This window comes from Beijerinckia sp. L45 (assembly GCF_009765775.1).
Taxonomy (GTDB): domain Bacteria; phylum Pseudomonadota; class Alphaproteobacteria; order Rhizobiales; family Beijerinckiaceae; genus RH-AL1.
The window spans coordinates 1-18,886 of record NZ_LMUU01000025.1; the positions used below are offsets into that span (position 1 = coordinate 1).

General features: G+C 64.3%; 15 protein-coding genes and 1 pseudogene. 10 read left to right on the forward strand and 6 right to left on the reverse strand.

From position 1 onward, the window contains the following. The first annotated feature begins 344 nt into the window (after positions 1–344). Positions 345–1,118, forward strand: coding sequence for a GH25 family lysozyme (locus GSQ79_RS01480; RefSeq protein WP_158806966.1), 774 nt, complete (start codon positions 345–347; stop codon positions 1,116–1,118). Positions 1,119–1,127: 9 nt separating this feature from the next. Here GSQ79_RS01480 and GSQ79_RS30165 read toward each other — a convergent pair whose 3' ends face one another. Together GSQ79_RS30165 and GSQ79_RS01490 are read right to left on the reverse strand one after the other, a co-directional pair. Next, complete coding sequence (locus GSQ79_RS30165) at positions 1,128–2,492, reverse strand: M23 family metallopeptidase (protein WP_158806967.1); 1,365 nt, start codon at positions 2,490–2,492, stop codon at positions 1,128–1,130. Between the two features lie 95 nt (positions 2,493–2,587). Then, positions 2,588–3,085: a peroxiredoxin gene (locus GSQ79_RS01490; RefSeq protein WP_158806968.1), complete on the reverse strand. Its 498-nt coding sequence runs from the start codon at positions 3,083–3,085 to the stop codon at positions 2,588–2,590. Positions 3,086–3,388: 303 nt separating this feature from the next. Here GSQ79_RS01490 and GSQ79_RS01495 point away from each other — a divergent pair, with 303 nt between their 5' ends. Beyond that, positions 3,389–6,853 carry an AsmA-like C-terminal domain-containing protein gene (locus GSQ79_RS01495; RefSeq protein ID WP_158806969.1) on the forward strand — a complete coding sequence of 1,155 codons (3,465 nt, stop codon included), beginning with the start codon at positions 3,389–3,391 and terminating at the stop codon, positions 6,851–6,853. Between the two features lie 2 nt (positions 6,854–6,855). On the opposite strand, the gene tyrS is transcribed toward GSQ79_RS01495, so the two are convergent. Then, positions 6,856–8,112: a tyrosine--tRNA ligase gene (gene tyrS / locus GSQ79_RS01500; protein WP_158806970.1), complete on the reverse strand. Its 1,257-nt coding sequence runs from the start codon at positions 8,110–8,112 to the stop codon at positions 6,856–6,858. A gap of 181 nt (positions 8,113–8,293) precedes the next feature. On the opposite strand from tyrS, the gene GSQ79_RS01505 reads away from it, so the two are divergent. Further along, a complete protein-coding gene (locus GSQ79_RS01505) occupies positions 8,294–9,397 on the forward strand; it encodes an anhydro-N-acetylmuramic acid kinase (RefSeq protein ID WP_174243150.1) in 1,104 nt (367 codons plus the stop codon). 6 nt (positions 9,398–9,403) lie between these two features. On the opposite strand, the gene GSQ79_RS01510 is transcribed toward GSQ79_RS01505, so the two are convergent. Then, positions 9,404–10,159, reverse strand: a complete 756-nt coding sequence (locus tag GSQ79_RS01510; RefSeq protein WP_158806971.1) for a Crp/Fnr family transcriptional regulator — start codon at positions 10,157–10,159, stop codon at positions 9,404–9,406. Positions 10,160–10,307: 148 nt separating this feature from the next. Next, a complete protein-coding gene (locus tag GSQ79_RS01515) occupies positions 10,308–11,000 on the reverse strand; it encodes an alpha/beta hydrolase (protein WP_158806972.1) in 693 nt (230 codons plus the stop codon). Positions 11,001–11,289: 289 nt separating this feature from the next. Here GSQ79_RS01515 and GSQ79_RS01520 point away from each other — a divergent pair, with 289 nt between their 5' ends. From GSQ79_RS01520 to GSQ79_RS01550, 7 genes are all read left to right on the forward strand, one after another. Further along, on the forward strand, positions 11,290–12,453 hold the full coding sequence (locus tag GSQ79_RS01520) for a cysteine desulfurase family protein (protein ID WP_246725033.1): 1,164 nt from the start codon (positions 11,290–11,292) through the stop codon (positions 12,451–12,453). A gap of 55 nt (positions 12,454–12,508) precedes the next feature. Continuing rightward, the gene (sufB, locus tag GSQ79_RS01525; protein WP_158806974.1) at positions 12,509–13,987 is read left to right on the forward strand and encodes a Fe-S cluster assembly protein SufB; all 1,479 of its coding nucleotides are present in this window, start codon (positions 12,509–12,511) and stop codon (positions 13,985–13,987) included. Between the two features lie 176 nt (positions 13,988–14,163). Continuing rightward, a complete protein-coding gene (sufC, locus tag GSQ79_RS01530) occupies positions 14,164–14,919 on the forward strand; it encodes a Fe-S cluster assembly ATPase SufC (protein ID WP_158806975.1) in 756 nt (251 codons plus the stop codon). Between the two features lie 2 nt (positions 14,920–14,921). Beyond that, on the forward strand, positions 14,922–16,262 hold the full coding sequence (locus GSQ79_RS01535) for a SufD family Fe-S cluster assembly protein (protein WP_158806976.1): 1,341 nt from the start codon (positions 14,922–14,924) through the stop codon (positions 16,260–16,262). Positions 16,263–16,452: 190 nt separating this feature from the next. Continuing rightward, complete coding sequence (locus tag GSQ79_RS01540; protein WP_158806977.1) at positions 16,453–17,697, forward strand: cysteine desulfurase; 1,245 nt, start codon at positions 16,453–16,455, stop codon at positions 17,695–17,697. Positions 17,698–17,719: 22 nt separating this feature from the next. After that, the gene (locus GSQ79_RS01545) at positions 17,720–18,106 is read left to right on the forward strand and encodes an iron-sulfur cluster assembly protein (RefSeq protein ID WP_158806978.1); all 387 of its coding nucleotides are present in this window, start codon (positions 17,720–17,722) and stop codon (positions 18,104–18,106) included. Positions 18,107–18,187: 81 nt separating this feature from the next. Then, positions 18,188–18,571 (forward strand): iron-sulfur cluster assembly accessory protein, encoded by a 384-nt coding sequence (locus tag GSQ79_RS01550; protein ID WP_158806979.1) that lies wholly within the window; start codon positions 18,188–18,190, stop codon positions 18,569–18,571. Positions 18,572–18,648: 77 nt separating this feature from the next. Here the strand turns inward: GSQ79_RS01550 and GSQ79_RS28870 are convergent. Next, a pseudogene (locus tag GSQ79_RS28870) lies at positions 18,649–18,886 on the reverse strand (DEAD/DEAH box helicase); the annotation flags it as partial.

An 18,886-nucleotide genomic window follows, 5' to 3' on the forward strand; every position in this document is an offset into this window, starting at 1 on the left:
GGACCAGCGCGATGACGTCGAACTGATTGGGCAGTGCCCGCCGGCCGAGCGACGTGAAGGCTACGAATTTCGGCATGATCAGGATTACTCGGAAGGGGCGCCCGGCTCTCCAATCGGCATTTATCATGACAGTCAAGTGACGTTCGGCCGTTAAGCTTTCGTTCAGCCTGTCGGCAGTCTGTTGCCAGGATCATGCATGGCATTTTATTCGCAAGATCGGCCGCAATGGCAGACGGGAAGAGTGGTGCGAGGGCTCTCGCGCGCTTCCCCAAACGCGTGATACGCTGCCGTTGCGACTGCTGGCCGTTAACGAGGTGTTTGCGTGTCGTCGATAATTTGATGGGATGAGTACCCGAGTTCCCCCCAAGAGCCGCAGCGTTCTGCGCCGCTGCCTGTCGACGGTCGCGGTTGCGGCCACGATGCTCGGCGTCGCCGGTTGCGCGTCCAGCATCAACACCAGCGATCCCTATCCCCACGCCATGGACTTCGCGATCCAGGGCATCGACGTGTCCAAGTACCAGGGCGACGTCGACTGGAGCGCGGTCTATAATTCCGGCGTCCAGTTCGCCTGGATCAAGGCGACCGAGGGCGGCGACTACCTCGACGAAAAATTCCGCCAGAATTGGGAGATGGCGCGCGCCGCCGGTCTCCGCCGCGGGGCCTATCACTTCATCTACTGGTGCCGTCCGGCGCGCGAGCAGGCCGCCTGGTTCCTCGCCAACGTGCCCAACGACCCGATGGCCCTGCCGCCGGTGCTCGACGTCGAGTGGAACGAGCAGTCCAAAACCTGCCCGCATCACATCCCGCGCGAACAGGCGCTGGAGACGATGCAGATCATTCTCGACGCGATGGAGCAGGCCTACGGCAAGCGCCCGGTCATCTACACCTCGGTCGATTTCCACCGCGACGTTCTGAACGGCGAGTTCATGAGCTACCCGATCTGGGTTCGGAGCGTTAAGACCTATCCCACCGTCAAGTATGGCAACCGCCGCTGGCACTTCTGGCAGCACACCGCGCAGGGCGCGGTTCCCGGCGTCCACGGATATGTCGATCGCAATGCTTTCTACGGCAGCGTCACGGACTGGCAGAACTGGCTGCAGCCGAACCCGCAGGGGTAGGCTCCGCCGTCAGTCCTCGGCGAAGAGCCGCGCGCCGGCCTTGAGGAATCGCGTCGGATCAACCGCCTCGCCGTTGATCCGCGTTTCGTAATGCAGGTGCGGGCCGGTCGCCCGACCGCTGGAGCCGACGCGTCCGACGATGGCGCCGGTCTCGATCTTCTGCCCAGGCACCACGCTCGTGCTCGAGAGGTGGGCATAGCGGGTGGACAGTCCGTTGCCGTGATCGACCTCGACCATCGTCCCGTATCCGCCTTCGCTTGCCGCGATGGTCACGGTGCCGCCTGCCGTCGCGTGCACGCTTTCGCCGGAGGGTTCGCGGAAGTCGATGCCGGTGTGCATCGCGGGGCGCCCGAGGAATGGATCGATGCGGGGCCCGAAGGTCGATGTCACTTCGAGGGGCCCGGACAACGGCTTGCGCAACGGCACCGTGTCGGCCAACGCGGTCAGCCGATCCGCCTGGAACACGGCGTCCTGGAGGAGAGCGGCATCCTGCTCGAAGGTGAGCGCACCCTCCGGCAGCGGTACGAAGGGGCCGCCGGCATCGGTCGTCCGGGCGGAAGCCGGGATCACGCCTGCGGGAAGGCCAACCTCCATCAGCGCCGTGCGCAGCTTGGCAATCGTCTTTAACGTCGGCTCGCGCAGTGCGGCAATGGCATGCGCCTGGCTTTGTTCGATGGTCGTAAGGGTCGTCGCGACCGTTTCGGTCCGCGCCGCCATCGGCGCCTCATCCAGGCTCGCCCGCTTGCCCGCATTTGGGCTCTGCAACGGCAAGCCGCTGGTATCATTCGTTTCGCCGCGGAGGCGCAGTGCCGGCGTGTCGGGAGCCGGCATTGGCGTGGCCCGCGCGGGCTCGGCGGGCGAATAGGCGCGGACACCGTCGGGGAGGCCGGTTATGTCTGTCCCGAGAAGGGGATTTCGCGACATTGTGATCGTCGGCCGCACCTTGGCGACCGGTGCCGCCAAGGCCCCCTGTACAGGAGCATTGCGAGCAACAAGACGATCAAGCAGCGTCGCACGCGCCGCAAGGCGGGTGCTGCGCTCTTCCAGCATGCTGACGGTGGTTTCCAGCGTGTGGCGATCAACGAGCGACCGGCTCGTTTCGCGATCGAGCTGCGTGCTCAGACCGGCGATGCGATCTTCGTAGGCGTATTGCGTATCGGTCTGCCGCGCGATCAGCGACGCCAGGAGCTGGTCGTGAAAGACGAGGTAGAGCGTCGCACCGAGATACCAGGCGGCCAGAGCCGGAAGACCGATGGCCAGGGCGGCGCCCAGCCAGGGACCGGGCGCGAAGGTCCGCGGCCGGCCGCTGATCACCACGGTGACCGCGAGCCATCCGCTTCTGCAGGGCGATGCGCTGATCTTCTGCTGTGCCATCTCTCGATTCCGAACCGTCACGGAGATCGAGAAGACATCATCACGGTTAACGCTGCGATAACCATGATGGCTGGTGCACAAGAGTGACGGGCCGTTTACGTTTTCGGCTCCGCCGGGGTCGTTTGAAGCGTTTTCACCGCCGCGAGAACGGCCTCGGCGTGGCCGGCGACCTTCACCTTCGGCCAGATCGCCGCGATCGTCCCGTCAGGCTTGATCAGCATCGTCGTCCGTTCGACGCCCATGTACTTGCGGCCATACATCGATTTTTCCGTCCAGACGCCGTAGGCCTCGAGAGTCGCCTTTGCCTCGTCGGACGCGAGGGCGAGGCTAAGCCCGTGCTTGGTCTTGAACTTGACGTGGCTTGCCGGAGAATCCGGCGAAATACCGAGAATCGCGGCGCCGGCGGCCTCGAAGGCTGCGGCGTGAGCCTGAAATGCATTGGCTTCCTGCGTACAGCCGGCAGTGTCGTCCTTCGGATAAAAATAAATAACGAGTGCGTTCCCGGCGAACGAGCCGAGCGTGAGCGGGTTGCCTGTATGATCTGGCAGCGAAAACACCGGTGCCGCGTCGCCAACCGCAAGAGTGTGGCTCATAAATCGCCTTCCTTTCGACCCATTGAGAGGGAGATTTGCCCATATTGTGAGTGGTCTTACCCCTTTGGCATGCGGCACAACCGTATTCCGGGACGAATCGCATAGCCAGCATCGCTTGCTTAGAAGGGCCGCTACGGTTTGGTCGACCATTTGGACGATAGGCACAACGCCGCCGACGATCATGGTCTCCGCGCTTGCGTCGAAGAGGCGAAGGTCGGGCGCAAGAGAAACCGGGGTTGGAGCGCCAGGAAAATCGCTGGACGCTGCTTTGCGTTTGCGTTCGGTCTCATTGCGCTTGCGGTCGTGGCTGCAGGTCTCGTCGTGGGGCTCCTGGCACACGGCCCGATCGCCATCGACGGCCTGGGGCCGCGCATTGCCGATGCGCTCCATGATCGTTTTGGCCGCGGTGCGATTTTTACGCTCGGGACGACATCGCTCGTGCAGCGCGGCTTTGGGCCGAGCCTGAGCATTGACGGGCTGAGCATCGAAGGGCCCGACCAGCAGAAGGTGTTGTCCGCGCCCCGCGCCGAAATCTCCATCGATCCGTTTCCGTTGTTTTTCGGCAAGGTCGTGCCCAAACGGCTCGAAGTGTTCGATGTCGAATTGCGGCTCGTGCTGTTGAAAAATGGCAGCCTGGCGGTCGCCGCCGGGCCGGGGTCGAAGCCGTTCTTCGAACTCGCCCGCGGCGCGGACGCGCCAAGCGCTCCAGTGGCGCCGTCGGCTGACGTCCCTCCGGCCGCGACGACGCCGGAGTCGCCTGCTGGTATCCCGCCGCGGCGTGCCGTCGCGATGCAGCAGGCGGCCAAGGCCGTTCGGCTGCTTCTCGACACGATCACCAATCCGGACAGCCCGATCGCTGCGGTCGATCGGCTCGGCATCAAGCGCGGTCGTCTCGTGATCGAAGATCAGACCACCGACGAGGAGGTGGTCTACAAGGACCTCGATCTCGAATTCGACAAGTCGCATGGTGATTCGACCTTCACCCTATCGGCCGAGGGCCCGAGCCAGCGCTGGTCGATTGCCGCGAGGGCGAGTGGCATGCCGGGCGTCGCGCGGCACTTCGAGATCGACATCAACGATCTGTCGCAGGACGAGCTTCAGCTTGCGGCGGGGACGCGGACGCTCGGTTTCGATACCGACATTCCGATCTCGATGTCGTTCAAGATCGGCCTCAATGCCAACAATACGCTGTCCGAGGCGGTCGGGCGATTCAACCTGGGGGAAGGCTTCTTCCGCTTGGAGGATCCGGACCAAGAGCCGCTGCTGATCAGCCGCGCCGGCGGTGCGTTCCATTGGAACGGCGAGTCACGCCGGATCGAGATCGACCGAGCCGAGTATGTCGAGGGTACAACCCATTTCGCTTTGGGAGGCGCGGTTGTGGCGCCGCTCAACGAAGGCGATCCCTGGGCCATCGACGTCTCCACTTCCGAACCCGGCGTCCTGGGTCCGGATCGTCTCGGCCAGCAGCCGGTGGTGATCGATCGCGGCCAGTTTGCAGCGCGCGTGTTCCCCGCCAAGAAGCAGATGCTCATCGACCGCTTCACCTTCGGCAGCGGCAGCGAGGGCGCGATGGCCATGGCAGGGCAAGTCGACTGGGAAAATGGCCCGCGCGTGCGGTTCGGCGCCTCGATCGATCCGACCACGGTGCGAATCGCGAAGCGGGTCTGGCCCGCCTTCGTCGCCGCACCGGTGCGCGCCTGGCTGCTGTCGCATTTCGAGGATGGCATCCTGCAGAAAGGGACGCTGCGGGTCGATTACGACCAGGACGCCTTGCTGCGCATGCGCTCCGATCGCGCGCCGCCCAACGATTCCGTTTCGCTCGATTTCACCATGACCAAGGCCCGCCTGGCCTATCTTCCGGGCGTTCCACCGCTCGAAAACGTCGTCGGCAGCGGCCACATCACCGGCCGGACCTCCAACTTCGCACTCGAGAGCGGCAGTATCGATGCAAGCGGCCATAAGATCGCGCTCACCGACGGTCACTTCATCGTGGAAGATGCCGACGTGCATCCGGCGCACGCCGAGATCTCGGCGCATGTGGCCGGCAGCGTCGATGCGATCGGCGACCTGCTGTCGCGCGATGCCTTGAAGACCTACGCCTCGCTTCCGCTCGATCCTTCGACGCTGAAGGGGCAGGTCGACGGTTTCCTTGACGATCATCTGTTGCTCGGCGACGAGGCCAAGGACAGCAATGCTCTTCGGGTCAATGCGACGGTGACCAATTTCTCGGCCGACAAACTGATCGGCAAGGAGAAGCTGGACAACGCGACGATGACGCTCGCCGTCGATCCGAATGGGTTGAAGGCCTCGGGGCAGGGGCGTCTGTTCGGCGGCCCCGCGACGTTCGATATCACCAAGACCGGCGACAGGGCGCCCGACGCGCTGATCAATGTGACTCTCGACGACGCCGCTCGCACCAAGCTGGGTCTGGCCGCGATTCCCGGCCTCAGCGGGCCTCTGAGCGCCCGGATTGCGGCGAGCAATCTCGGCCAGCCGCAAAAGATGAAGGCGCAGATCGACCTCGACATGAGCAAGATGGCCGTAACGGCCGCCTTCCTTGGCCTCGCCAAGCCGGCGGGGAAACCGGCCAAGATCAGCTTCGCCGTCACGCCCGGCGACAACAAGATGGCGATCGACCCGTTGGTCATCGATGTCGGGTCGCTGCAGGCGCGTGGTGCCATCGAGATGGGCGCAGACAACGCCTTCGAAAGCGCCCGGTTCTCCAGCTTTAAGGTCTCGCCCGGCGACGACATGAAGGTCGACGTCACCAAGGGCGACGACACGTTCAAGCTGACCATCCGCGGCTCGACGATCGACGCCCGCCCCTTCCTCAAGGCCCTGACGCAGACGCCTCCCGACAACACGCCAAGCGGCACCGCTCTCGGCAAGAACGCCAAGGCGGAAAAGAAAGAGACCAACGAAGCCTTCAAGGGTGGTTTCGATGTCGATCTCAAGTCCGGCATCCTGACCGGCTTCAACAAGGAGGTCATGTCGGACGTCGATCTGAAGCTGTCCAAACGCGGGTCACAGATCCGCCAGTTCTCCGTCGCCGGCAAATTCGGGCGCAACACTGTGTCGGGGGCGATGACCGCCAACCAGCGCATGAAGGTGGCGACCCAGGACGCCGGCGCGCTGGTTTCCTTCATCGATCTTTATAAGCACATGGATGGTGGCCAGCTGTCCGCCACGATGCTGGTCGGCGACGACACGCTGAACGGCAGCATGGAGATCCAGAATTTCACCCTGCGCGACGAGCCGGCGATGAAGAAGCTGGTGGCGCAAAGCATCACCACGAGCCAGCCCGGCGACAGCGCCTCGACCGCCGCACGTAGCGTCGACGGCAATGCCGTCGGCTTTACCAAGCTGAAGGTCAATTTCCAGCGTGCGGGCAGCCGGCTCGAGCTGAAAGATGCCACGATGTACGGCTCGGCGATCGGGCTTTCGGTCGATGGCTGGCTGGACTACGTCCACGACAAGGTCGGAATGACCGGGACCTTCGTTCCCGCCTTCGCCGTCAACAACCTTTTCTCCCAGGTGCCGGTGCTCGGATTCTTGCTGGGTGGCGCTTCGAATGAGGGGCTTTTCGCGATCAAGTTCAGGATTTCAGGCTCTGCGAGCTCGCCGACCCTCAGCGTCAATCCGCTGTCGGCCATCGCGCCCGGTTTCGTCCGCAATATCTTCGGGGCCCTCGACGGCAGCAACGGACCCGGCGGTGGTGCCGACAGCCCGGCTTTTCCCGACGCCCCCGACACCCCGGCCGCGCGATAATCCTACGGCTTCAGAAGCACGTGGCGCTTGCGGCCGAGCGAGAGCTTGATCGCGCCGTCGATCAGGTCGCTCTCGTGGAGCGTCCCGCGCTCGTCGGTCACGGCCGCATCGTTGACCTTCAGGCCGCCACCCTTGACCTGGCGTCGCGCCTCGCCGGTCGAGGCGACGAGACCGGCCTTGACGAAGGCGCCCAATACACCGAGGCCCGCGACTAGCTCGGCCCGCTCGATGCCGATGGTCGGCAACGACTGCGCGAGCGCGCCCTCCTCGAAGGTTTTGCGCGCGGTTTCGGCGGCGCCGAGCGCCTTGTCGCGGCCGTGCAGCAGCGCCGTCGTCTCGGTGGCCAGCGTCTTCTTGGCCTCGTTGATCTCCGCGCCGTCGAGGGCCTCCAGCTTGGCGATCTCGTCGAGCGGCAGGTCGGTGAACAGCTTGAGGAACCGCCCGACATCGGCATCGTCGCAATTGCGCCAATACTGCCAATAATCATAGGCCGGCAGCATGGCTTCGCTCAGCCACACGGCGCCCTGGGCGGTCTTGCCCATCTTGGCGCCTGATGCCGTCGTCAGCAGCGGCGAGGTCAGGCAGAACAGCTGCGGCGTTCCCATCCGCCGGCCGAGGTCGAGACCGGTGATGATGTTGCCCCACTGGTCCGAGCCGCCCATCTGCAGAGTGCAGCCGTAGCGCTTCGACAGTTCCACGAAGTCGTAACCCTGGCAGACCATGTAGTTGAACTCGAGAAACGACAGCTCCTGGTCGCGCTCCAGCCGCATCTTCATCGACTCCATCGACAACATGCGGTTGACCGAGAAATGGCGCCCGACGTCGCGGAGAAAATCGAGATATTTCAGCGTGTCGAGCCAGTCCGCGTTGTCCACCATGACGGCGTCTGTCTTGGCCTCGCCGAAGGTGAGAAAGTTGGCGAAGACCTTTTGGATCGACACCTTGTTGGCCTGGATGTCCTCGACCGACAGCAGCTTGCGGCTCTCGTCCTTGCCCGACGGATCGCCGACCCGCGTGGTGCCGCCGCCCATCAGCACCACCGGCTTGCCACCGGTCTTCTGCAGCCAGCGCAGCATCATGATCTGGACCAGCGACCCGACGTGCAGTGACGGTGCGGTGCAGTCGAAGCCGATGTAGGCCGCGAGATCCCCGCTTTTCGCCTTGGCGTCGAGCCCATCCATATCGGAGACCTGGTGGATGAAGCCGCGCTCGCTCAAGATAGCGAGAAACTCGGACGACGGCTGGTTTGTGCTGGACACGACGGGCCTCTTGACGACGGCGATACTTGGAAAACGGCGAGGGCTCGGCTTTCAGGAAATTCGGAGGCACGTCAAGGGTGCAGGGCGCAGCCTCGAGACCAGGCGCGCCGGGTAGGACTCTGTTGCCGATTTCGCGGTATTATCCAGCGTGCGACGAGCAGTGACATTGGGAGGACGAGCGATGACGGTGCTGCGTGCCTTGGGCCTGATGAGCGGAACCTCGATGGACGGCGTCGATGTGGCGCTGATCGACACCGACGGCGAGAGCGGCATCCACTTCGGGCCGCACGGGTCCTTTCCCTATAGTGCCGCCGATCGCATCGTGCTCCGCGGTGCCCTTGCCGATGCCGTCGACCTCGATCATCGGGACGCGCGTCCTGGTGGTCTTGCCGAGGCCGAAACACTGATCACCGACAGGCACGCCGAGGCGGTCGAAGCGTTCCTTGCCGCTCACGACATCGCGCCCGCGAGCATCGCCATGGTCGGGTTTCACGGCCAGACCGTGCTGCATCGGCCGGAGAAGAATCTTACCGTTCAGATCGGCCACGGCCAGGACCTTGCGGCGCGGCTCGGGATTGCCGTCGCCTGGGATTTCCGCGCCGACGATGTCGCCGGCCATGGCCAGGGCGCCCCGCTCGTCCCGGTCTACCATCGCGCCCTGGCGGACCAGGCGAGGCTCGGCGGCCCGCTAGTGGTCATCAACATCGGCGGCGTCGCCAACCTGTCCTTTATCGCTCATGGGCGGGATCCGATCGCCTGCGACACGGGGCCCGGCAATGCTCTGCTCGACGACCTGGTGCTCGAACGGACCGGTCAGCCGTTCGATCGTGACGGAATGCTGTCGAGCGCCGGCAGCGTCGACGAGGTCGCCCTGGCCGCACTGCTGGACCACCCGTTCTTTGCGCTCCCCGCGCCAAAATCGTTGGATCGCAACGCCTTTTCCCTGGATGCCGTGGCGGGCCTCGCGACCGTCGATGCGGCGGCGACCCTGGCAGCCTTCACCGCGGCTTCGATCGTCCTCGCTGTCGAGGCGATGCCGGAGCTGCCGGAGCGCGCCATCGTCTGCGGCGGCGGCGGCCATAACCCCGCGATCATGGAGGCCCTGGCTGCCCGGCTGCCGTGCCGGCTGGTTTCGGCCACCGACATGGGCTGGTCGATCGATGCGATGGAGGCGCAGGCCTTCGCCTATCTCGCCGTCCGCCGCTCCAAAAACCTGCCGATCACCTTTCCCGGCACCACCGGTATCGCGGCGCCGCTGACCGGCGGACGCATCAGCCTGCCCTGAGCAGCCTCAGAGCAGCGGCCGGCGCTGCGAGAAGCTGCTGTCGACGCGGCCCAGTTCGCGCAAATGCGCCTCGTTGAGCACGTAGAGGCAGCGCTCCCTGATATCGATCGCCCCAAGCTCGCGGATTTTCTGCAGCGTCTTGTTGGTGTGGACGAGGGAGAGGCCGAGCGTGTCGGCGAGATGCTGCTGGCGCACCGGAAGCTCGATCACGTTGTCCACCGCCAGTCCGACGTCGCGCGCCCGATCAAACAAATGCCACAGCAGATAGGCGACGCGCTCGAACCCGGTACGCTGGCCGAGCGTCAAAAGCTGCTCCTCGAAACTGCGCTCCTGCTGCGCCGCCAGCCACGTCATGTCGAACGAAAGCTGCGGGTGATCGGCGAACAGCTCCCACAAGCGGTCTTGTTCGAAGTAACAGACGGTGACGTTGGTGAGCGCCTCGATGCCGTGGCCCATCGGATCGTCGAGGGTGGCTTGCAGCCCCATGAAATCGCCGGGCAGGCCGTAGTTGATGATCTGGCGGCGGTGGCTGCCTTCGAGGGTGCGGTAGCGGAACAGCCAGCCCGACAGCACGGTGAAGAGTCGGGTGTTCGGCTCGTTCTCGTGAAGCAGCGTGGCGCCGGGTCCGGCGTATTCCTCGCCCGCCTTGAACGCCTGGATGTAGGAGACATCGGCGCGACTGCGGTGCCTGAAGATCTCCAGCTCACGCAGCGGGCACTGCAGGCACAGGGTCGTGGACGGCGCGATGATATCTCGTGTCACGGTGTTGCTCGCCGTTGAATCAAAGGCGTGATCGCGACCGGATAAGCGCGAAACCGGATCGTCGCCTGACGCCAGTTTTGACCTATTCCAAGGTCGCGAGTCCATTACCCTCGGGCGGTATTTTTCGCCCGCCGCGCAGTTCGCGCTTTCAGCTACGATCGGATGCAGGATCGCTGCGCGTCGGCGTCGGCAGCCGCGGCGGATTGCCGAGGCGGCGGTCGAGATAGCGGCCGACCTCCTCGATCAGCGGATCGACGCGATTTTCGAAGAAGTGGTTGGCGCCCTGGATTACCGCATGCTCGATCAGGATGCCCTTCTGCGTCTTCAGCTTCTCGATCAGGGCCGTGACTTCTTTCAAAGGCGCGACCCGGTCGATGTCGCCATGGACGAACAGACCCGAGGACGGGCAGGGCGCCAGAAACGAGAAATCGAATCGGTTGGCCGGCGGCGCGATCGAGATGAAGCCCTCGATTTCTGGACGACGCATCAGGAGCTGCATGCCGATCCAGGAGCCGAAGGAGACGCCGGCGATCCAGCAGGCGCGGGCCTCCGGGTTGATGGTCTGGACCCAGTCGAGCGCCGACGCCGCATCGGACAGCTCGCCGGTGCCGTGATCGAAGCCGCCCTGGCTTCGCCCGACGCCGCGGAAGTTGAAGCGCAACACCGAGAAGCCGCGCTCGGCGAAGGAGTAGTAGAGATTGTAGACGATCTGGTTGTTCATCGTGCCGCCGAACTGCGGATGCGGGTGCAGGATGATGGCGATCGGCGAATTACGCTTGGCTGCTGGATGAAAACGCCCTTCCAGGCGACCGGCCGGACCATTGAAGATGACTTCGGGCATTCGAACTCCAGTATGCGCCTGTGCAGGGGCGGTCCTGTCGGCACGGCTCAACGAGCGGTCGCCCTGCGGCGTCCACTCTCTTGACTCGGCGTCGGCGACGCGTAAAACCGTTAGAATAATTCTAACACCTTGCGGCGCGAGATCACAGCGCATCGCGAAGGCATGGCGTCTGCCTTTTAACACGCCCGCCCGAACGATTTGCAAGCTTTTCGGTGACCGACGTCGCCGCTTCGCTTCGACATATCGTCCGACGTCGCGCCTTGGCGCGGAAAGGATCGAGGGTTTGAACGTGCCCAGGGCCTATCTCGATCATAACGCGTCGACGCCGCTGCACCCGGCGGCTCGGGCCGCGATGAGCGACGCCCTGGATCTCGTGGGCAACCCCTCGTCGATCCACGCGGAAGGCCGCGCTGCCCGCACCTTGATCGAGACCGCCCGACGCGACGTCGCGACCTTGACGGGAAGCACGCCCGAGGATGTGTTCTTCACATCCGGCGGCACGGAAGCGCTCAACATGATCCTGACGCCGGAGCTTGGCTCGGCTGAAGGCCCGATCGACGTTTTGTTCGTTGGCGCCGGCGAACATTCGGCGGTCTCAGCGGGTCACCGGTTCGCCGCTGACAAGGTCGTCTTGGTCGTGACCGATGCCAACGGCGTGTTCGACCTTGCGGCTTTGGCAGCTGCGCTGGATCGGCACCGGGGACACCGCGTGATGCTGGCGCTTCAGGCGGCCAACAACGAGACCGGCGTGATCCAGCCCGTGGCGGAAGCCGCTGCGCTCGTCCACCGGCATGGCGGCTTCGTGGTCTGCGACGCCGTGCAGGCGGCCGGCAAGATCGATTGTCGGATCGGGGCTTTGGGCGCCGACGCGATCGCCATTTCCGGTCACAAGTTTGGTGGCCCAAAGGGCGTCGGTGCTCTTATTTTTGCACCCTCCAGCACCCACTTAAGACAAGGTGTGGTGCGCGGCGGCGGTCAGGAACGTGGCCTGCGATCAGGCACGGAAAATCTATCCGGTATCGCCGGGATCGGCGCCGCGGCGCGGACGGCTGGCGCATCCTGGCAGGGCACGGCGGCCCGACTGAAGCCTTGGCGAACTGCACTCGAGCAGATCGTCAGCCGACATGTTCCGGACGCCGTCGTGTTCGGGGAGGGCGTGTCGCGACTGGCGAACACGGCGATGTTCGCGGCGCCGGGGTATGCGGCGCAAGTTATGTTGATGAACCTCGATCTTGGCGGCGTCGCTGTGTCGGCCGGCTCGGCCTGCGCGTCCGGCAAGATCAAGCCCTCGCCGGTGCTGCGAGCGATGGGTGTGAGCCCTGATCTTGCCGCGACGGCAATCCGGGTCAGCCTCGGCTGGACGACGACGGACGGCGATATTGCGGCCTTTGAGGACGCGTTCGGCAAGGCGGTCCGCTTGATGCGGTCCAAAGCCGCCGGGATCGCCGCGTAAAAGTTTGAATTGAAACCGGGATGGCCGCGATGGTCGCTCGGAAATGGAGAATAGAATGGCTGCCGTTCAGGAGACCGTCGACCACGTCAAGTCGCTCGACGTCACCGAATACAAGTATGGGTTCTTTTCCCAGTTCGAGATGGATATGGCCCCCAAGGGCCTCAACGAAGACATCGTGCGCTTCATCTCGGCGAAGAAGAAAGAGCCGGAATGGCTGACCGAATGGCGGCTCGAAGCTTATCGCCGCTGGGTCACGATGGAAGAGCCGGATTGGGCGCGCGTCCATTATCCCAAGATCGACTTCCAGGACCTCTACTACTACGCGGCGCCGAAGACGGCTTCGGGTCCGAAGACGCTAGAAGAGGTCGATCCCGACCTGCTGAAATACTATGCCAAGCTCGGCATTCCGCTGCATGAGCAGGAGTTGCTCGCCGGTGTCGAGGGCGCGCAGCAGCGCCGCGTTGCCGTCGATGCGGTGATGGATTCCGTGTCGGTCGTGACGACCTTCAAGGCGGAACTCGCCAAGTCGGGCGTGATCTTCTGCCCGATCTCGGAAGCCGTGCACACGCATCCGGAATTGGTGAAGAAATATCTCGGCTCGGTCGTCCCGACGTCCGACAACTATTACGCCACGCTGAACTCGGCCGTCTTTTCCGATGGGTCCTTCGTCTACATCCCGCCGGGCGTGCGCTGCCCGATGGAGCTTTCGACCTATTTTCGCATCAACGAGCAGAACACCGGGCAGTTCGAGCGGACGCTGATCATCGCCGACGCGGGCTCCTACGTGTCCTACCTCGAGGGCTGCACGGCACCGCAGCGCGACGAGAACCAGCTTCACGCCGCCGTGGTCGAGCTCGTCACCCATGATGATGCCGAGATCAAATATTCGACGGTGCAGAACTGGTACCCAGGCGATGCCGAGGGCAAGGGCGGCATTTACAACTTCGTCACCAAGCGCGGCGATTGCCGCGGCAAGAACTCGAAAATTTCCTGGACGCAGGTCGAGACCGGCTCGGCGATCACCTGGAAATACCCGTCCTGCATCCTGCGCGGCGACAACTCGCGCGGCGAATTCTACTCGATCGCCATTTCGAACGGTTATCAGCAGGTCGACAGCGGCACCAAGATGATCCACCTCGGCAAGAACACGACAAGCCGGATCATCTCCAAGGGCATCTCGGCCGGCCACTCGCAGAACACCTATCGCGGCCAGGTCACCGCGCATCGCAAGGCGACCGGCGCCCGAAACTTCACCAACTGCGACTCGCTGCTGATCGGCCAGAATTGCGGGGCGCATACTGTGCCCTACATCGAGGCGCGCAACGACTCCGCGCAGTTCGAGCACGAGGCGACGACGTCGAAGATTTCCGACGACCAGCTGTTCTACTGCATGCAGCGCGGGCTCTCTGGCGAAGAGGCGACCGCCTTGATCGTCAACGGCTTCGTCCGCGACGTGCTGCAGCAGTTGCCGATGGAATTCGCCGTCGAGGCGCAGAAGCTGATCGCGATCTCGCTCGAAGGCAGTGTCGGCTGATCGGCTGACGATCGGAGCAACGAACCTATCACTAGCCTCATGGTGAGGAGCCGCGTAGCGGCGTCTCGAGCCAAGAGGCGGGCCATAGAGCCCTCATCCTTAGAGACGCCGCTGCGCGGCTCCTCAGGATGAGGGGATTGTGGTTTCACCTTTCAAACTTTCACGACGGACGACCAATGCTTGAAGTCAAAAATCTCACCGTTTCGATCGGCGATCGCAAGATCCTCGACGGCTTGAACCTTACGGTGAAGGATGGCGAAGTCGCCGCCATCATGGGCCCGAACGGCACCGGCAAGTCGACCCTCTCCTACGTCATCGCCGGCAAACCGGACTACACCGTGGAGAGCGGCGAGGTTCTGCTCGATGGCGAGAACATTTTGGAGATGGGCGCCGACGAGCGCGCCGCGAAGGGTGTGTTCCTCGCATTCCAGTATCCGGTGGAAATTCCCGGCGTCGCGACGATGACTTTCCTCAAGGCGGCGCTCAACGCCCAGCGCCGCCAGCGCGGCGAGGACGAGATGACCACGCCCGCCTTCGCAAAGAAGGTGAGAGAAGCGGCAGAACTCCTTGGGATCAAAAACGAAATTCTCAAGCGTCCGCTGAATGTCGGGTTTTCCGGCGGCGAGAAGAAGCGTATGGACATCCTGCAGATGGCGCTGCTCGAGCCGGCCATGGCGATCCTCGACGAGACCGACTCCGGCCTCGACATCGACGCGATCCGCATCGTCGCCGAGGGCGTCAACAAGCTGCGTACCGGCAAACGCAGTTTTCTGCTCATCACCCATTACCAGCGCCTGCTGAACTACATCGTGCCGGACACGGTCCACGTCATGGCGCAGGGCAAGATCGTCCGCACCGGCGGCAAGGAACTGGCGCTCGAACTCGAGAAAAACGGCTACCGCGACTTCGTCACGGCAACCGCGGCGGAATAGTCATGGTCGCTCGGATCGTCTCCACCCGTACCGATGCCGAAGTGTCGCTCGCCGACACCTTCGGCAGCGCCAAGGCCACGCTGCCCGGCAATGCCGTTGTCAAAGAGATGCGCGAGACCGCGTTCGGCGCCTTCGCCGCGCATGGCCTGCCGCATCGCCGGATCGAGGCCTGGCACTACACGGATCTCCGCAGCATGATGCGCGAGGCGCTGCCGTTGGCCCCGCTGCCCGACGTGCGCGCTCTCGAAGCCGTGCGCGTCGAACTCGCCGCCGCCATCCTGCCGGCCGGCCCGCGTCTTCTCATCGTCGACGGCACCTATGTCCCGACCTTGTCCGACGCGCTGCCGGAGGGCGCGACGGTACGCTCGCTCGCCGACGTGCTGGCCGAAGGCCGCGCCGATCTCATCGACAAGCTTGCGGCGGCGAAATTCGCGGTCGGTGATTCCATCGTCGCGCTGAACGCGGCGCTGATGCAGGACGGCGTGGTCATTGAGGTCGCGCCGGGCGCCGTCATCGCCGAGCCGATCCACATCGTCTACGCCACGGCGGCGCAGACGCCGGTAGCCCGGTTCTTCCGCTCGCTGGTCGTTGTCGGTGCCGGCGCCAAGATCCTGGTCACCGAGTCGAGCCTCGGGGCCGGTGGCCGCGTCGGCCAGACCTTCGGCGCGCTGATCTTCGACGTCGCCGATAGGGCCGAGGTCGGCCACACCTGCATGATGACGAAGACCGAGCCGGGCAGTCTGCGCCTCGACACGTTCATCGCCGAGCTCGGCGCCGACGTGACGTTCTCGAGCTTCGCGCTGGTGCACGGCGAGGGTCTGATGCGGCGCCAGCTGTTCCTGCGCTGCGTCGGCGACAACACCAAGGCGGCGCTCAACGGTGTCTCGCTGCTCAAGGGCCGCGACCATGCCGACACGACGCTCGACGTCGAGCATATCGGGCTTGGCTGCGAGGGCCGCGAGACGTTTCGCTACATCCTCGACGACTCCGCGACGGGCGTGTTCCAGGGCCGCATCCGCGTCGCCCCGGGCGCGCAAAAAACCGACGGCAAGATGATGAGCCGGGCACTGTTGCTGTCCGACGACGTCGTCATGAACAACAAGCCGGAACTCGAAATTTTCGCCGACGATGTCGCTTGCGGCCATGGCGCCACTTGCGGTGGGCTCAACGAAGACCAGTTGTTCTACATGCAGGCGCGCGGCATTTCGCGCGCCGAAGCCGAGTCGCTGTTGCTGGAAGCGTTTGCGTCCGAACTGGCCGACAACATCGGCCACGAGGGTTTGACGGCCGCGTTCCGGGCCGAGGTCGCCGACTGGCTGGCGGCGCGGACGGTGAAGGGCTGAGACTAGAAACCGACGCCTGCCTTCCCTCTCCCTTGTGGGGAGGGGCAGGGGTGGGGGGCACGGTGTTCTTCAAAGACGACGATAGGTCGAGGATCAACGGGACAATCGGTGAGAGCTGATGGACCCCCACCCCTAACCCCTCCCCGCAAGGGGGAGGGGATGCGCTGCATCGGCGCCGAGGATTTTGACGATGACCCACGATCGCACGATCACGGACGGCTACGACGTCGAAAAAATCCGGGCGGACTTTCCGATCCTGGCGATGGAAGTCTACGGCAAGCCGCTGGTCTATCTCGACAACGGCGCCTCGGCGCAGAAGCCGAAGCAGGTCGTCGACCGCATGGTCCAGGCGACCTACAGCGAATACGCCAACGTCCATCGTGGTCTGCACTACCTCGCCAACGCCGCGACCGACGCTTTCGAGGTCGCCCGCGAAAGCGTGCGGGCATTCCTCAACGCGGAATCGATCAACGAGGTGATCTTCACCCGCTCGGCGACCGAGTCGATCAACATCGTCGCGGCGTCCTACGGGCAGCAGCACATCCAGCCCGGCGACGAGATCGTCCTGAGCGTGATGGAGCACCACGCCAACATCATCCCCTGGCACTTCCTGCGCGAGCACAAAGGCGCGGTGCTGAAGTGGGTCGACGTCGACGACGAGGGCAATTTCCATCTCGGCGCCTTCGAGGCGGCGCTGTCCCCGCGTACGAAAATGGTGGCAATCACGCAGATGTCGAACGTGCTCGGCACGGTCACGCCGATCAAGGCGATCGTCGAGATGGCGCATGCGCGGGGCATTCCGGTGCTCGTCGACGGCTCGCAGGGCGCGGTGCACATGGAGAACGACGTCCAGGAACATGGCGCCGATTTTTACGTCATGACCGGCCACAAGCTCTATGGGCCGACCGGCATCGGCGTGCTCTACGGCAAGCGGCCCTGGCTGGAACAGCTGCCGCCCTTCCTCGGTGGCGGCGAGATGATTGCCGAGGTCACACTCGATCACGTGACATACAACGAGCCGCCTCATCGTTTCGAGGCCGGCACGCCGCCGATCATCCAGGCCATCGGGCTCGGTGCGGCGCTGGATTATATGACGGCTGTCGGTCGCGACAAGATCGCGGCGCACGAGAAGGCGCTCGGCGACTATGCCCACGAGCGGCTGTCGCGGATCAACTCGCTGCGCATCATCGGCACGGCCAAGGACAAGGGCGCGATCATTTCCTTCGAGATGAAGAATGCCCACGCCCATGATATTGCGACCATCATCGATCGCGCCGGCGTCGCCGTCCGCGCCGGTACGCATTGCGCGCAGCCGCTGATGACGCGCTTCGGCGTCACCTCGACGTGCCGGGCCTCCTTCGCCATGTACAACACGCTCGAAGAGGTCGATAAGCTTGCCGATGCCCTGCTGCGGGCCGAAGGCCTGTTTGCATAAAGTTTGACGAGGAGCCGGCGCGATGATCGCTGCTGACGAGACCACCATAGATGCCCCGAACGCGCCGCGCTGGACCTTCGATTTAGCGATCGACGAGGCCGAGCAGACGCGCCTGCGCGACGATATCGTCGCCGCCCTCAAAACCGTGTTCGACCCGGAAATCCCCTGCGACATCTACGAGCTCGGCCTGATCTACAAGATCGACGTCCCCGACAACCGGATGATCGCCGTCGAGATGACGTTGACGGCGCCGGGTTGCCCCGTGGCCGGCGACATCATTGCCTCGGTGGAAGAGGCCGTCGGCACCGTCGCCGGCACGATGGGCACGACGGTGGACCTCGTGTTCGACCCGCCGTGGGACCAGGGCCGGATGTCGGATGAGGCGCGTATCTCCTTGGATATGTTCTAACTTTTAAGCGATCGCGATGCAGGGTCTTCCGTGCATCGCGAAACGAGCCCATATTGGGCACGTATTGATTTGGAGAAGACCATGGCCCGCGCGCGTTTCGCCGTAATGTCGCTGACCGATGCCGCCGCCGATCGCGCCCGCAATCTGATCGCCAACGCCGGAAAGCCGATCGCAGGGCTTCGCGTCGGCGTCGACAAGGGCGGCTGCGCCGGCATGGCCTACAAGGTCGAGTTCGCCGAAACGATCAACCCACTCGACGAGGTCGTCGAGGACAAGGGTGTCAAGATCTTCATCGAGTCGAAGTCGCTGATGTTCCTGCTCGGCACGGTTTTGGACTTCGAGACGACGAAGCTCGCCTCGACCTTCACCTTCAAGAACCCCAACCAGATCTCTGCCTGTGGCTGCGGCGAGTCGGTGTCGATCACGCCGGCCGTCATGGATGCGGCGGACGCCGCGCACGCCTGATTCATCTGTTCTCAAGCCAAGAAAAAGCCGGCCGCTTCGAACGAAGGGCCGGCTTTTTTGTTGCGACGGGCCGAGATCTACTCGTGGTCTTCCTTGGCGGCCTTGATGCGAACCGGGCGCTGCATGAACATCGGGACGTGTTCCCCCATGCCGAGCACGGGCTTGTCATCGGGGTCATGCGAGCGGCCGCGCTGAACAGGAGTGGGCACGGCACGAGGAAGCGCTACCGCCGCAGGCGCAACGGCTTGCGCGGTCGCCGCACGGGGTCGCCGCGCGGGCGGAGCGGGCTGGGCTGCGACGACAGGAGCGGGCGCG